This window comes from Pseudomonas sp. LM13 (assembly GCF_041381355.1).
In the GTDB taxonomy this organism is placed as follows: domain Bacteria; phylum Pseudomonadota; class Gammaproteobacteria; order Pseudomonadales; family Pseudomonadaceae; genus Stutzerimonas; species Stutzerimonas frequens.
Genome location: NZ_JACBXH010000060.1, coordinates 1 through 15306, shown reverse-complemented (window position 1 = coordinate 15306; position 15306 = coordinate 1). Strand labels below are relative to the sequence as shown.

The 15306-nt window shown below is 59.2% G+C and carries 11 protein-coding genes and 1 tRNA gene; all 12 read right to left on the bottom strand.

All coding sequences use genetic code 11. The features are described 5' to 3' along the window. Positions 1 to 45 precede the first annotated feature (45 nt). Positions 46 to 2166 (bottom strand): elongation factor G, encoded by a 2121-nt coding sequence (gene fusA, locus HZR81_RS22110; protein ID WP_063544051.1) that lies wholly within the window; start codon positions 2164 to 2166, stop codon positions 46 to 48. A gap of 30 nt (positions 2167 to 2196) precedes the next feature. Further along, positions 2197 to 2667 (bottom strand): 30S ribosomal protein S7, encoded by a 471-nt coding sequence (gene rpsG, locus HZR81_RS22105; protein WP_041110229.1) that lies wholly within the window; start codon positions 2665 to 2667, stop codon positions 2197 to 2199. Between the two features lie 98 nt (positions 2668 to 2765). Beyond that, the gene (rpsL, locus tag HZR81_RS22100) at positions 2766 to 3137 is read right to left on the bottom strand and encodes a 30S ribosomal protein S12 (RefSeq protein WP_003280832.1); all 372 of its coding nucleotides are present in this window, start codon (positions 3135 to 3137) and stop codon (positions 2766 to 2768) included. A 141-nt stretch (positions 3138 to 3278) separates the two neighbouring features. Next, positions 3279 to 7478: a DNA-directed RNA polymerase subunit beta' gene (gene rpoC, locus HZR81_RS22095; RefSeq protein ID WP_102840419.1), complete on the bottom strand. Its 4200-nt coding sequence runs from the start codon at positions 7476 to 7478 to the stop codon at positions 3279 to 3281. Between the two features lie 65 nt (positions 7479 to 7543). Continuing rightward, positions 7544 to 11614 (bottom strand): DNA-directed RNA polymerase subunit beta, encoded by a 4071-nt coding sequence (gene rpoB, locus HZR81_RS22090; RefSeq protein WP_102840418.1) that lies wholly within the window; start codon positions 11612 to 11614, stop codon positions 7544 to 7546. Between the two features lie 212 nt (positions 11615 to 11826). Continuing rightward, positions 11827 to 12195, bottom strand: a complete 369-nt coding sequence (rplL, locus tag HZR81_RS22085) for a 50S ribosomal protein L7/L12 (protein ID WP_063544045.1) — start codon at positions 12193 to 12195, stop codon at positions 11827 to 11829. 80 nt (positions 12196 to 12275) lie between these two features. Beyond that, positions 12276 to 12776: a 50S ribosomal protein L10 gene (gene rplJ / locus HZR81_RS22080; RefSeq protein ID WP_011911979.1), complete on the bottom strand. Its 501-nt coding sequence runs from the start codon at positions 12774 to 12776 to the stop codon at positions 12276 to 12278. A 208-nt stretch (positions 12777 to 12984) separates the two neighbouring features. Continuing rightward, the gene (gene rplA / locus HZR81_RS22075; protein ID WP_063544043.1) at positions 12985 to 13680 is read right to left on the bottom strand and encodes a 50S ribosomal protein L1; all 696 of its coding nucleotides are present in this window, start codon (positions 13678 to 13680) and stop codon (positions 12985 to 12987) included. Next, complete coding sequence (gene rplK / locus HZR81_RS22070) at positions 13680 to 14111, bottom strand: 50S ribosomal protein L11 (RefSeq protein WP_063544041.1); 432 nt, start codon at positions 14109 to 14111, stop codon at positions 13680 to 13682. The genes rplA and rplK overlap by 1 nt, the downstream gene beginning before the upstream one ends. Before the next feature lie 110 nt (positions 14112 to 14221). After that, a complete protein-coding gene (nusG, locus tag HZR81_RS22065) occupies positions 14222 to 14755 on the bottom strand; it encodes a transcription termination/antitermination protein NusG (protein ID WP_011911976.1) in 534 nt (177 codons plus the stop codon). Positions 14756 to 14764: 9 nt separating this feature from the next. After that, positions 14765 to 15133 (bottom strand): preprotein translocase subunit SecE, encoded by a 369-nt coding sequence (gene secE, locus HZR81_RS22060; protein WP_063544039.1) that lies wholly within the window; start codon positions 15131 to 15133, stop codon positions 14765 to 14767. A gap of 42 nt (positions 15134 to 15175) precedes the next feature. Continuing rightward, a tRNA-Trp gene (locus HZR81_RS22055) sits at positions 15176 to 15251 on the bottom strand. Positions 15252 to 15306: the final 55 nt, after the last annotated feature.

The window sequence follows — 15306 nt, the reverse complement described above, 5'->3', positions numbered from 1 at the left end:
TTTTTCTTTAGCCACGACAGTAAACCTCTTACTTAAAGGGCTGAATCAACCTTGTTTTTTAACGAGCGTTTCGACGATGTTCGCCGGAGCCTCAGCGTATTTGGAGAATTCCATGGAGTAGCTCGCGCGACCCTGAGACATGGAACGAACGTCGGTCGCATAACCGAACATCTCTCCGAGCGGAACCTCGGCACGGATAACCTTGCCGGAGACCGAGTCTTCCATACCCTGGATCAGACCACGACGACGGTTCAGGTCACCCATCACATCGCCCATGTAGTCTTCAGGGGTCACCACCTCGACCTTCATGATCGGCTCGAGCACCTTGCCGCCACCCTTCTGGGCCAGCTGCTTGGTAGCCATGGAAGCCGCCACCTTGAACGCCATCTCGTTGGAGTCGACGTCATGGTAGGAACCATCGAACACGGTCGCCTTCAGGCCGATCAGCGGATAACCGGCGACTACGCCGTTCTTCATCTGCTCTTCGATACCCTTCTGGATCGCCGGGATGTATTCCTTCGGAACCACACCACCAACGACTTCGTTGGTGAACACCAGACCTTCGGTGATGTTGCCCTTGTCGTCCACGTCCGGAGTCGAGAAGCGAATCCAGCAGTGACCGAACTGACCGCGACCACCGGACTGACGAACGAACTTGCCTTCGATCTCGACATTGTCCTTGGTGATGGTTTCGCGGTAGGAAACCTGCGGCTTGCCGATGTTGGCCTCGACGTTGAACTCGCGCTTCATGCGGTCAACGAGGATGTCCAGGTGCAGCTCGCCCATACCGGAGATGATGGTCTGGCCGGTTTCCTCATCGGTCTTGACGCGGAACGACGGGTCTTCCTGGGCCAGCTTGCCCAGCGCGATACCCATCTTCTCCTGGTCAGCCTTGGTCTTCGGCTCGACGGCAACCGAAATAACCGGCTCTGGGAAGTCCATGCGCTCGAGGATGATCGGCTTCTCGATCGAGCAGAGGGTGTCACCAGTGGTGACGTCCTTCATACCAATCAGAGCGGCGATGTCACCAGCGCGGCATTCCTTGATCTCTTCACGCTGGTTGGCGTGCATCTGCACCATCCGACCTACGCGCTCCTTCTTACCCTTGACCGAGTTCATTACCGAGTCGCCAGAGGCGAGGACACCGGAATAAACACGGGTAAAGGTCAGCGTACCAACGAACGGGTCGGTCGCGATCTTGAAGGCCAGCGCAGAGAACGGCTCGTCATCACTTGCATGGCGCTCGTCAACCTGCTCCTCGTTATCCGGGTTGACACCCTGGATAGCCGGAATCTCGGTCGGCGCAGGCAGGAACTCGATCACGGCATCGAGAACCAGCGGCACACCCTTGTTCTTGAAGGAGGAACCGCAGACTGCAGGAACAATTTCGCAGGCGATGGTGCGCTGACGCAGACCAGCCTTGATCTCGTCGACGGACAGTTCGCCCTCTTCGAGATACTTGTTCATCAGCTCTTCGTTGGCCTCGGCCGCAGCCTCGACCATGTTGGAGCGATACTCTTCAGCCATGGCCTGCAGCTCCGCAGGAATCTCTTCCTCGCGGTAGGTAGTTCCCTTGTCGTCATCGTTCCAGTAGATGGCCTTCATCTTGATCAGATCGATCTGACCTTCGAAGTTCTCTTCGGAACCGATAGCAAGCTGAACCGGCACCGGGGTGTGACCCAGACGCTGCTTGATCTGACCGACGACGCGCAGGAAGTTGGCGCCCTGACGGTCCATCTTGTTGACGTAGACGATACGCGGAACGCCGTACTTGTTGGCCTGACGCCATACGGTTTCGGACTGCGGCTCGACACCGGAGGTACCGCAGAACACGACGACAGCACCGTCGAGAACGCGCAGGGAGCGCTCCACTTCGATGGTGAAGTCAACGTGGCCGGGGGTATCGATGACGTTTACGCGATAGTTGTCGTACTGACCGCGCGAACCCTGCCAGAAGGTCGTTACAGCTGCAGAAGTGATGGTGATACCACGCTCCTGCTCCTGCACCATCCAGTCGGTGGTCGCCGCACCGTCATGCACTTCACCCATCTTGTGGCTGAGGCCGGTGTAAAACAGAATCCGCTCCGTGGTGGTAGTCTTGCCCGCGTCGACGTGAGCACAGATACCGATGTTACGGTAACGGTTGATAGGGGTAGTACGGGCCACAATAAGGTCCTCGTAAAAGTTGCGCTTGATTTAGAAGCGATAGTGCGAGAAGGCCTTGTTGGCTTCAGCCATACGGTGCACGTCTTCGCGCTTCTTGACCGCAGCGCCTTTACCTTCAAAAGCATCCAGCAGCTCGCCAGCAAGGCGCAGCGCCATGGATTTTTCGCCACGCTTGCGCGCAGCATCTACCAGCCAGCGCATGGCCAGCGCGTTACGACGGGAAGGACGAACTTCGACCGGAACCTGGTAGGTAGCACCGCCTACACGGCGGGACTTGACTTCGACCAGCGGAGCGATGGCATCGAGTGCTTTTTCGAAGACTTCCAGGGGATCGCTGTTCTTGCGCTCCTTCACCTTGTCCAAGGCACCATAAACGATACGCTCGGCAACGGCCTTCTTGCCGCTCTCCATTACGTGGTTCATGAACTTGGCCAGGATCAGACTTCCGTATTTCGGATCGTCCAGAATCTCGCGCTTGGCTGCTACACGACGTCTTGGCATTGATAAGCCCTCAAACGGTCTTCAGGTTAGCTCGGAACGGTAACGCTCAGGTTACGCCCGACCTTACTCTTATCGACTCAAATAAATAGAAATTCTGATTACTTCGGACGCTTGGCGCCGTATTTGGAGCGACCCTGCTTGCGGTCCTTCACGCCGGAGGTATCCAGCGAACCGCGCACGGTGTGGTAACGCACACCCGGAAGGTCCTTTACACGACCGCCACGGATCAGCACTACGCTGTGCTCTTGCAGGTTATGACCTTCACCACCGATATAGGAGGCGACTTCATAGCCGTTGGTCAGACGAACACGGCACACCTTACGCAGTGCGGAGTTCGGTTTCTTCGGCGTGGTGGTGTACACACGGGTGCACACGCCACGACGCTGCGGGCAGTTTTGCAGCGCAGGGACGTCGCTCTTCTCGACGACCCGCTTGCGCGGCTGACGTACCAGCTGGTTGATAGTTGCCATCTACTAGCTCCACTGTTGTCTTTCGACACAAACGAAAAATGGCAGGGCACGAAGCCCCGCCAATTTAGGGGTACGAGAGTCTAAAGAGCTTCTCGCCCACCGTCAAGGCAGGCCCCGGCTTGCGACCGGGGCCTGGCACTCTCAATTGCCGCTGGAGTTCAGCGCTTCGGTCAGCGCCGCTTCGACTTCATCGGCACTCACGCGAACCGGCTTCTCGGCGTCACGCTTGCGCTTGCGCTCGCTGTGATAGGCCAGACCGGTACCGGCCGGAATCAGACGACCCACGACCACGTTTTCCTTCAGCCCGCGCAGGTAGTCGCGCTTGCCGGTGACGGCCGCCTCGGTCAGCACGCGGGTGGTCTCCTGGAAGGAGGCCGCGGAAATGAACGACTCCGTCGACAGCGAGGCCTTGGTGATACCCAGCAGGACGCGCACGTACTTGGCGACGAACTTGTCCTCTTCACTCAGGCGCTCGTTTTCTTCCAGCACCTGGGTCAGTTCCATCTGGTCACCCTTGATGAAGCTGGAATCCCCCGACTCGGTGATCTCGACCTTGCGCAGCATCTGTCGCAGGATCGTCTCGATGTGCTTGTCGTTGATCTTCACGCCCTGCAGGCGGTAAACGTCCTGGATCTCGTTGACGATGTAGCGTGCCAGTGCACTGACGCCCAGCAGACGCAGGATGTCGTGCGGGTTGCTCGGACCGTCGGAGATTACTTCACCCTTGTTCACCTGTTCGCCTTCGAAGACGTTGAGGTGACGCCACTTCGGAATCAGCTCCTCGTACGGATCACTGCCGTCGGTCGGAGTGATGACCAGACGACGCTTGCCCTTGGTTTCCTTGCCGAAGGAAATCGTACCGCTGATTTCCGCCAGGATGGACGGCTCCTTCGGACGACGCGCTTCGAACAGGTCGGCAACGCGCGGCAGACCACCGGTGATATCGCGGGTTTTCGAGGTCTCCTGCGGGATACGTGCGATGACGTCACCCACGTTGATCTCGGCACCGTCAGCCACACCGACCAGCGCGTTAGCCGGCAGGAAGTACTGAGCCGGTACATCGGTACCCGGCAGCAGCAGTTCCTTGCCACTGGCATCGACCATCTTGATGGCCGGACGAATGTCCTTGCCAGAGGCCGGACGATCCTTCGGATCCATCACCTCGATGTTGGTCAGACCGGTCAGCTCGTCGGTCTGGCGCTTGATGGTGATGTTCTCCTCCATACCGACGAAGGTCACGATACCCTTCATTTCGGTCACGATCGGGTGGGTGTGCGGATCCCACTTGGCAACCACGGCGCCAGCATCGACCTTGTCACCTTCCTTCACGGAAATCACGGCACCGTACGGCAGCTTGTAGCGCTCGCGCTCACGACCGAAGTCGTCCGCCACGGCCAGCTCGCCGGAACGAGACACGGCCACCAGCGCGCCATCGGCACGTTCGACGTGCTTCAGGTTATGCAGGCGGATGGTACCGCCGTTCTTCACCAGCACGTTGTCGACGGCCGAGGTACGACTCGCCGCACCACCGATGTGGAACGTACGCATGGTGAGCTGAGTACCCGGCTCACCGATCGACTGGGCAGCGATAACGCCGACCGCCTCGCCGATGTTGACCTGATGCCCGCGAGCCAGATCGCGCCCGTAGCACTTGGCACAGATGCCGTAGCGGGTTTCACAGGAGATCGGCGAGCGCACGATCACTTCGTCGATGCTGTTCAGCTCGATGAAGTCCACCCACTGCTCGTCGATCAGCGTACCCGCTGGGACCAGCACGTCATCAGTGCCCGGCTTGAGCACGTCACGTGCGATCACACGACCCAGTACGCGCTCACCGAGCGGCTCGACCACATCGCCACCTTCGATATGCGGCGTCATGTGCAGGCCCTGCTCGGTGCCGCAATCGATTTCGGTAACTACCAGATCCTGCGCGACGTCGACCAGACGACGCGTCAGGTAACCGGAGTTCGCGGTCTTCAGAGCGGTATCCGCCAGACCCTTACGAGCACCGTGCGTGGAGATGAAGTACTGCAGTACGTTCAGACCCTCACGGAAGTTCGCGGTGATCGGCGTCTCGATGATGGAGCCGTCCGGCTTGGCCATCAGGCCACGCATACCGGCGAGCTGGCGAATCTGAGCCGCGGAACCCCGCGCACCGGAGTCGGCCATCATGTACATCGAGTTGAACGAGTCCTGCTCGGCCTCGTTGCCTTCACGGTCGATGACCTTCTCTTTCGAGAGGTTGGCCATCATCGCCTTGGAGACTTCGTCGTTGGCCTTGGACCAGAGGTCGATCACCTTGTTGTACTTCTCGCCCTGGGTAACCAGGCCGGAGGCGTACTGCGATTCGATTTCCTTCACTTCTTCGGTGGCCGCATCGATGATGCGCGCCTTCTCGTCCGGGATGACGAAATCGTTCACACCGATCGAAACACCGGAGATGGTCGAGTAGGCGAAACCGGTGTACATCAACTGGTCGGCAAAGATGACGGTGTCCTTCAGACCAACGGTGCGGTAGCACAGGTTGATCAGCTTGGAGATCGCCTTCTTCTTCATCGGCTGATTGACGACGTCGAACGACATGCCTTCCGGCACGATCTGGAACAGCAGAGCGCGGCCGACGGTGGTGTCGACGATGCGAGTGTTCTTGGTGATGCTGCCGTCGCGATCCTTGATGGTCTCGTTGATACGCACCTTGACCCGAGCGTGCAGCGAGGCCTCGCCGGCGCGGAACACGCGGTCGACTTCCTGCAGGTCAGCGAACACGCGACCTTCGCCCTTGGCATTGATGGCTTCACGGGTCATGTAGTACAGACCCAGAACCACGTCCTGCGACGGCACGATGATCGGCTCGCCGTTGGCTGGCGAGAGGATGTTGTTGGTCGACATCATCAGCGCGCGCGCTTCCAGCTGGGCTTCCAGCGTCAGCGGCACGTGCACGGCCATCTGGTCACCGTCGAAGTCGGCGTTGTACGCCGCGCAGACCAGCGGGTGCAGCTGGATCGCCTTGCCTTCGATAAGCACCGGCTCGAACGCCTGGATACCCAGACGGTGCAGCGTCGGCGCGCGGTTGAGCAGCACGGGATGTTCGCGAATAACTTCGGCGAGAACGTCCCAGACTTCCGGCAGCTCGCGCTCGACCATCTTCTTGGCCGCCTTGATGGTGGTGGCCATGCCACGCATTTCCAGCTTGCCGAAGATGAATGGCTTGAACAGCTCGAGGGCCATCTTTTTCGGCAGACCGCACTGGTGCAGACGCAGGGTCGGGCCCACGGTGATCACCGAACGACCGGAGTAGTCCACTCGCTTACCGAGCAGGTTCTGACGGAAACGACCCTGCTTACCCTTGATCATATCGGCCAGGGATTTCAGCGGGCGCTTGTTCGAACCGGTGATGGCACGGCCGCGACGGCCGTTGTCCAGCAGCGCATCGACCGCCTCCTGCAGCATGCGCTTTTCGTTGCGCACGATGATGTCCGGCGCCGACAGGTCGAGCAGGCGCTTCAGACGGTTGTTGCGGTTGATCACGCGGCGATAAAGATCGTTCAGATCCGAAGTCGCGAAACGACCGCCATCCAGCGGGACCAGCGGACGCAGATCCGGCGGCAGCACCGGCAGCACGGTCAGGATCATCCACTCCGGCAGGTTGCCTGAGCCATGGAAAGCCTCCATCAGCTTCAGACGCTTGGAGAGCTTCTTGATCTTGGTTTCCGAGTTGGTCTGCGGAATTTCCTCGCGCAGACGGCCGATCTCGTGCTCCAGGTCGATCTGGATCAGCAGCTCGCGAACAGCTTCGGCGCCCATGCGGGCGTCGAAGTCGTCACCGAACTCTTCCAGCGCCTCGAAGTACTGCTCGTCGTTCAGCAGCTGACCTTTCTCCAGGGTGGTCATGCCCGGATCGATCACCACGTAGCTCTCGAAATAGAGCACGCGCTCGATATCGCGCAGGGTCATGTCCAGCAGCAAGCCGATACGGGACGGCAGCGACTTCAGGAACCAGATGTGCGCGACCGGCGAAGCCAGTTCGATGTGTGCCATGCGCTCGCGACGCACCTTGGCCAGCGCAACTTCCACACCACACTTCTCGCAGATCACACCGCGATGCTTGAGGCGCTTGTACTTACCGCACAGGCACTCGTAGTCCTTGACCGGGCCAAAGATCTTGGCACAGAAAAGGCCGTCACGCTCGGGCTTGAACGTACGGTAGTTGATGGTCTCCGGCTTCTTCACTTCACCGAAGGACCAGGAACGGATCATCTCGGGGGACGCCAGGGCAATCTTGATGGCATCGAACTCTTCGATTTGACCCTGGTTTTTCAACAGATTCAGCAAGTCTTTCAAGGCCTTTCCTCCTCACGGACCTGCGGCAGCCGGCTGACGCCGAGTGCCGCGCAGGCGGTGCGTGGTTATTCGGTTTCCAGATCGATATCGATACCGAGCGAGCGGATTTCTTTGATCAGCACGTTGAAGGACTCCGGCATGCCGGCCTCCATACGGTGATCGCCGTCCACGATGTTCTTGTACATCTTGGTCCGCCCGTTCACGTCGTCCGACTTGACCGTGAGCATTTCCTGCAGGGTGTACGCGGCGCCGTAGGCTTCCAGCGCCCAGACCTCCATCTCCCCGAAGCGCTGACCACCGAACTGCGCCTTACCACCCAGCGGCTGCTGGGTAACCAGGCTGTACGAACCGGTGGAACGCGCGTGCATCTTGTCGTCGACCAGGTGGTTCAGCTTGAGCATGTACATGTAGCCGACCGTGGTGGTGCGCTCGAACTTGTTGCCGGTACGGCCGTCGAACAGCTGCATCTGACCGCTTTCCGGCAAATCGGCCAGTTTCAGCATGGCCTTGATCTCGCGCTCCTTGGCACCATCGAATACCGGGGTGGCCATCGGCACGCCCTTGCGCAGGTTGTTAGCCAGGTCCAACACTTCCTGATCGCTCAGGTCGTCCAGGCTTTCCTGGCGACCACCGATCTCGTTGTAGATCTCGTGCAGGAACTTGCGCAGCTCGGCGACCTTGCGCTGCTCTTCGAGCATCAGGTTGATCTTCTCGCCCAGGCCCTTGGCCGCGAGGCCCAGGTGGGTTTCGAGGATCTGCCCGACGTTCATACGCGACGGTACACCCAGCGGGTTCAGGACGATGTCCACCGGCGTGCCGTTGGCATCGTGCGGCATGTCTTCGACCGGCATGATCACCGAGACCACACCCTTGTTACCGTGACGACCGGCCATCTTGTCGCCCGGCTGGATGCGACGTTTGATGGCCAGGTAGACCTTGACGATCTTCAGCACGCCCGGTGCGAGATCGTCGCCCTGCTGCAGCTTGCGCTTCTTGTCTTCGAACTTGTCGTCGAGCAGCTGACGGCGATCGGAGAGGTAGGCCTGAGCCTTCTCCAGCTGCTCATTCAGCGCGTCTTCGGCCATGCGCAGCTTGAACCACTGGCCATGCTCGAGCCCGTCGAGGATCTCGTCGGTGATCACGACACCCTTCTTCAGACCTGCACCGCCCTCGGCAGTCGCACCGACCAAGGCCGAGCGCAGGCGCTCGAACGTGGCGCCTTCGACGATACGGAACTCTTCGTTGAGGTCCTTGCGGATCTCGTCGAGCTGCATCTTCTCGATGGCCAGCGCACGGGAGTCGCGCTCGACGCCGTCGCGGATGAACACCTGTACGTCGATGACGGTGCCCTTGGTGCCGGTCGGCACACGCAGGGACGTGTCTTTCACGTCGGAAGCCTTCTCACCGAAGATCGCACGCAGCAGCTTCTCTTCCGGCGTCAGCTGGGTTTCGCCCTTCGGCGTCACCTTGCCGACCAGGATGTCGCCCGGACCGACTTCGGCACCGACGTAGACGATACCGGCCTCGTCCAGCTTGTTCAGCGCAGCCTCACCCACGTTCGGGATGTCCGCGGTGATCTCCTCTGGGCCGAGCTTGGTGTCGCGCGACACGCAGGTGAGTTCCTGGATATGGATAGTGGTGAAGCGATCTTCCTGAACCACACGCTCCGAGAGGAGGATGGAGTCCTCGAAGTTGTAGCCGTTCCACGGCATGAACGCGACGCGCATGTTCTGACCCAGTGCCAGCTCACCCATGTCGGTGGACGGACCGTCGGCCATGATGTCGCCACGCGCCACCACGTCACCCTTGCGAACCAGCGGACGCTGGTTGATGCAGGTGTTCTGGTTGGAGCGGGTGTACTTGGTCAGGTTATAGATGTCGACACCCGCTTCGCCGGTCTCGACCTCATCGTCACGCACGCGCACCACGATACGGCTGGCATCGACCGAGTCGATCACACCGCCGCGACGAGCGACCACGCAGACGCCTGAGTCGCGTGCCACGTTGCGCTCCATGCCGGTACCTACCAGCGGCTTGTCCGAACGCAGGGTCGGCACGGCCTGACGCTGCATGTTGGAACCCATCAGCGCGCGGTTGGCGTCGTCGTGCTCGAGGAACGGAATCAGCGAGGCAGCGACGGAGACGACCTGCTTCGGAGAGACGTCCATCAGGGTCACGTCTTCCGGAGCCTTGACGGTGAATTCGTTCAGATGACGCACAGCCACCAGCTCGTCGACCAGCTTGCGACCGTCCAGCTTGGCGCTGGCCTGGGCGATCACGTGATCGGCTTCTTCGATCGCCGAAAGGAACACGATTTCGTCGGTGACTTCGCCGTCCTTGACCACACGGTACGGACTTTCGAGGAAGCCATACTGGTTGGTGCGAGCATAGGCAGCCAGGGAGTTGATCAGACCGATGTTCGGACCTTCAGGGGTTTCGATCGGGCAGACGCGGCCGTAGTGAGTCGGGTGCACGTCACGCACCTCGAAGCCGGCACGCTCACGGGTCAGACCGCCAGGGCCGAGTGCGGAGACGCGGCGCTTGTGGGTGATCTCCGAAAGCGGGTTGTTCTGGTCCATGAACTGCGAGAGCTGGCTGGAACCGAAGAACTCCTTCACCGCCGCCGCAACCGGCTTGGCATTGATCAGGTCCTGCGGCATCAGGCCTTCGCTTTCGGCCATCGACAGACGCTCTTTGACCGCACGCTCGACGCGTACGAGGCCAACACGGAACTGGTTTTCGGCCATTTCGCCGACACAGCGCACGCGACGGTTACCCAGGTGGTCGATGTCATCGACGATACCCTTGCCGTTGCGGATGTCGACCAGGGTCTTCAGGACCGCGACGATGTCCTCGCGGCTCAGTACGCCGGAGCCCTCGATCTCGGTACGACCGATACGGCGGTTGAACTTCATCCGGCCGACAGCCGACAGGTCGTAGCGCTCGGCAGCGAAGAACAGGTTGTTGAACAGCGTCTCGGCGGCGTCCTTGGTTGGCGGCTCGCCCGGGCGCATCATGCGATAGATCTCGACCAGCGCTTCGAGCTGATTGGTGGTCGAATCGATCTTCAGCGTGTCGGAAATGAACGGACCACAATCGATGTCGTTGGTGTACAGCGTCTCGAAGCGTACGACCTGCGCCTTGACGATCTTCGCCATGACGTCGACGGTCAGCTCGGTGTTGCACTCGGCGATGATCTCGCCGGTGGCCGGATGCACGATCGCCTTGGCGACGGTACGGCCCAGGACATAGTCCATTGGCATCTCGAGCTCTTTGATGCCGGACTTGTCGAGCTGGTTGATGTGGCGAGCGGTGATGCGACGGCCCTGCTCGACGATGACCTTGCCGCTGTCATCCTTGATGTCGAAAGTAGCGATCTCGCCGCGCAGACGCTGCGGTACCAGTTCCAGCGCCAGGGTTTCGCCTTTGACGTGGAAGACGTTGGTATCGTAGAAGGCGTCCAGGATCTCTTCGGTGCTGTAATTGAGCGCACGCAGAAGCACCGACGCCGGCAACTTGCGGCGACGGTCGATACGGACGAACACTGCGTCCTTCGGATCGAATTCGAAGTCGAGCCAAGAGCCGCGGTAAGGAATGATGCGCGCGGAGTACAGCAGCTTGCCGGAGCTGTGGGTCTTGCCGCGGTCATGATCGAAGAACACGCCCGGCGAACGATGCAGCTGGGAAACGATGACGCGTTCGGTACCGTTGATGATGAAGGTACCGTTCTCGGTCATGAGGGGGATTTCCCCCATGTAGACTTCCTGTTCCTTGATGTCCTTGATGGCCTTGTTCGACGACTCTTTGTCGAAAATGATCAGGCGCACCTTGACGCGCAGCGGAACGGCGAAGGTCACGCCGCGCAGGACACATTCCTTGACATCGAAAGCCGGCTCGCCCAGGCGATAGCCGACGTATTCCAGCGCTGCATTGCCGGAATAGCTGATAATCGGGAAAACGGATTTGAAGGCTGCATGCAAGCCAATGTCGCGGAACTGATCTTTGGTCGCTCCCGCCTGCAGGAATTCGCGATACGAATCCAGCTGGATGGCCAAAAGATACGGCACGTCCATCACGTGCGGTAACTTGCTAAAGTCCTTGCGGATACGTTTTTTCTCAGTGTATGAGTAAGCCATCAGCGTTCCCCAGCTTGGTCACCTGCTTGTTGGCTTCTCCCGACGGGAGCAGCCAGAAAATCTTGCGAACCCCATGGTTCGCGCCACCTGTAGGTGGCTTCCGAGGAAGAGCCAGCATGGCTGGCTTTCCATAACGGAAAAAGGCCGGTGGCAAGAGCCACCAGCCATCAGCCTGTCGCGAGTCGCTCGGGCTGTAGACGCAAGGTCGTCGCTTACTTGAGCTCGACTTTGGCGCCAGCTTCTTCCAGAGCCTTCTTGGCAGCTTCGGCTTCTTCCTTCGAAACGCCTTCCTTGACCACGCCCGGGGCGCCGTCAACGACAGCCTTGGCTTCTTTCAGGCCCAGACCGGTCAGCTCGCGAACCGCCTTGATCACGTTCACTTTCTTGTCGCCGGCTTCAGCCAGGACGATGGTGAACTCGGTCTGCTCTTCGACAGCAGCGGCAGCCGGGCCAGCAGCAGCAACGGTGGCAGCAGCAGCGGTAACACCGAAGGTTTCTTCCATCGCCTTGATCAGCTCGACGATTTCCATAACGGATTTCTGGCCGATCGCTTCGATGATTTGCTCGTTAGTCAGAGACATGACTATCTATTCCTGTATTGGGGTGACAGCTTACGCAGCCATCAAATTAAACATGTGATTTTGAAAGTGCTTACGCCGCCTCAGGCAGCAGCAGCTTCTTTCTGGTCGCGAATAGCTGCCAGGGTGCGAGCGAGCTTGCTGGTGGCGCCTTGAATAACGCTCATCAGCTGTGCGATGCCCTCTTCGCGAGTCGGCAGGCTTGCCAGCACGTCGATCTGGTTTGCTGCGAGGAACTTGCCCTCGAACGCAGCTGCCTTGATCTCGAACTTGTCCTGACCCTTGGCGAACTCCTTGAAGATACGAGCGGCAGCGCCCGGATGTTCGTTGGAGAATGCAATCAGGGTCGGGCCTTTGAACACGTCGTTGAGCACGTCAAACTGAGTGCCTTCAACAGCGCGCTTGAGCAGGGTGTTACGCACGACTTTCACGTACACACCAGCCGCTCGGGCCTCTTTACGGAGTCCGGTCATTGCGCCGACGGTCACGCCACGGGCATCAGCCACGACAGCGGACAGACCGGCTTTGGCAGCCTCGTTGACTTCAGCGACGATGGCCTTCTTGTCTTCGAGTTTAATTGCCACGGGTTTACTCCTGGTTTTTACCGATACGTCAGGCCGGAGCCGGACGGCGTTTTGGTGTCTGATTCGGTACGAATCGGGAGCACCATCTGCGTAGGCTTAAGAGATCACTCTCCGGGTTTAAGGCTTGCGCCACCTACGGTCTTGGATAGCCCCCGCCAGGCAGGGACCCCAATATTGCAAGCCGCCCCATCATGGAGGCAGCCAGGCTTTACGCTTCCAGCGAAGACTGATCGATGACCAGCCCTGGGCCCATGGTGGTGCTCAGGGTCACACGCTTGACGTAGATACCTTTGGAAGTGGATGGCTTCAGGCGCTTGAGATCCGACAGCAGCGCTTCGACGTTCTGCTTCAGCTGGCCAGCCTCAAAGCCAACCTTACCCACCGAGGTGTGGATAATGCCGTTCTTGTCGGTACGGAAACGCACCTGACCGGCCTTGGCATTCTTGACAGCGGTAGCCACGTCAGGGGTAACGGTGCCAACTTTCGGGTTAGGCATCAGTCCACGCGGACCGAGAATCTGGCCCAGCTGACCAACAACACGCATGGCATCCGGCGAAGCGATCACTACGTCATAGTTCAGATCACCGCCTTTCATCTCAGCAGCCAATTCGTCCATGCCAACCCGATCAGCGCCGGCAGCCAGCGCAGCCTCAGCAGCCGGACCCTGGGTGAAAACTGCGACACGAACGGTCTTACCGGTGCCATTCGGCAGAACGGTTGCACCGCGCACGACCTGGTCGGACTTACGCGGATCGACACCGAGATTGATCGCAATGTCGAACGACTCGGTGAACTTGACCGCGGATACTTCAGCCAACAGCTTGGCCGCATCCTCGAACGCGTACTGCTTGCCAGCCTCGATCTTCTCGGCAATAGCCTTCTGGCGCTTGGTCAACTTAGCCATTACACACCCTCCACGTTCAGGCCCATGCTGCGCGCCGAACCTGCGATGGTTCGAACAGCAGCTTCCATTTCAGCAGCGGTAAGATCGGCCTGTTTGGTTTTGGCGATCTCTTCCAGCTGGGCACGAGTGACAGTGCCAACCTTCTGGGTGTTAGGACGAGCCGAGCCACTGGTGATGCCAGCGGCCTTCTTCAGCAGCACAGCTGCCGGAGTGCTCTTGGTTTCAAAGGTAAAACTGCGGTCACTGTATACAGTAATGATCACAGGGGTCGGCAGACCGGGCTCCTGGCCCTGAGTCTTGGCATTGAAAGCCTTGCAGAACTCCATGATATTCACACCATGCTGACCCAAGGCAGGGCCAACGGGCGGCGATGGATTAGCCTGACCGGCCTTCACCTGAAGCTTGATGTAAGCTTGAATCTTCTTAGCCATATTTACTCCGTTACGGGTTCTAGCGCCTTACGGCTCCCCATTGCTCATTTATCCCGATGACGACAAAACCCCGCAGCCTGAAACTGCGGGGTGTGGGATGCTTCGTCCAGTTAAACCTTCTCGACCTGACTGAACTCCAACTCTACCGGCGTAGAGCGACCGAAAATGAGGACCGCGACCTGAATCCGGCTCTTCTCGTAATTGACCTCTTCGACAACGCCATTGAAGTCGGCGAACGGGCCGTCAGCTACGCGAACCACTTCACCTGGCTCGAAGAGCGTTTTCGGCTTAGGTTTATCACTACCATCGGCCACGCGGCGAAGAATAGCCTCGGCCTCTTTATCCGTGATTGGCGCCGGCTTGTCTGCCGTACCACCAATAAAGCCCATCACACGAGGAGTATCCTTGACCAGGTGCCAAGTACCCTCGTTCATCTCCATCTGGACCAAAACGTAACCCGGGAAGAACTTGCGCTCACTCTTGCGCTTCTGCCCGTTACGCATCTCCACGACCTCTTCGGTCGGAACCAGAATCTCGCCGAACTCATCTTCCATGCCAGCAAGCTTGACGCGCTCGATCAAGGAGCGCATGACGTGCTTCTCGTAACCCGAGTAAGCATGCACAACGTACCAACGCTTAGCCACGAGACACCCTTAGCCAACAACCATGGAGACCAACCAGCCGAGCAGAGAATCGAGCCCCCACAGCAGCAACGCCATCACCAACACCACCACGACAACGATCATCGTGGTCTGGGTAGTTTCCTGACGGGTCGGCCAAACGACCTTGCGAATTTCGCCGCGCGCCTCTTTCAGCAGCACAGCAAACGAGCGCCCCTTTGAGGTCTGGAAGGCGACAAACGCCGCAACAGCACCTACTGCAAGCACCGCAAGGACACGATAAAGAATGGGCTCAGCGGAGTAGTATTGATTACCAACCACGGCAACCACGACCAAAGCAGCCACAACAAACCACTTCACCAGATCGAAGCGCGTGTCATTGGCTTCAGCCTTGATATTCATCTGCTAGAACCTTGTAAAGACTGCCAATTTCGCTATTGAAAATGGCAGGCCAGGAGGGAATCGAACCCCCAACCTGCGGTTTTGGAGACCGCCGCTCTGCCAATTGAGCTACTGGCCTAGAAAGAGTCAGGCCGACTATTATGCCGACCTGCTTCAAACAGATCAATCGTTAT

Excerpts from the sequence above, each read along its gene's own strand:
- rpsG (WP_041110229.1), bottom strand. The coding sequence starts at position 2,667 with ATGCCAAGACGTCGTGTAGCAGCCAAGCGCGAGATTCTGGACGATCCG.
- rpsL (WP_003280832.1), bottom strand. The coding sequence starts at position 3,137 with ATGGCAACTATCAACCAGCTGGTACGTCAGCCGCGCAAGCGGGTCGTC.
- rpoB (WP_102840418.1), bottom strand. The coding sequence starts at position 11,614 with ATGGCTTACTCATACACTGAGAAAAAACGTATCCGCAAGGACTTTAGC.
- rplL (WP_063544045.1), bottom strand. The coding sequence starts at position 12,195 with ATGTCTCTGACTAACGAGCAAATCATCGAAGCGATCGGCCAGAAATCC.
- rplA (WP_063544043.1), bottom strand. The coding sequence starts at position 13,680 with ATGGCTAAGTTGACCAAGCGCCAGAAGGCTATTGCCGAGAAGATCGAG.
- rplK (WP_063544041.1), bottom strand. The coding sequence starts at position 14,111 with ATGGCTAAGAAGATTCAAGCTTACATCAAGCTTCAGGTGAAGGCCGGT.
- secE (WP_063544039.1), bottom strand. The coding sequence starts at position 15,133 with ATGAATATCAAGGCTGAAGCCAATGACACGCGCTTCGATCTGGTGAAG.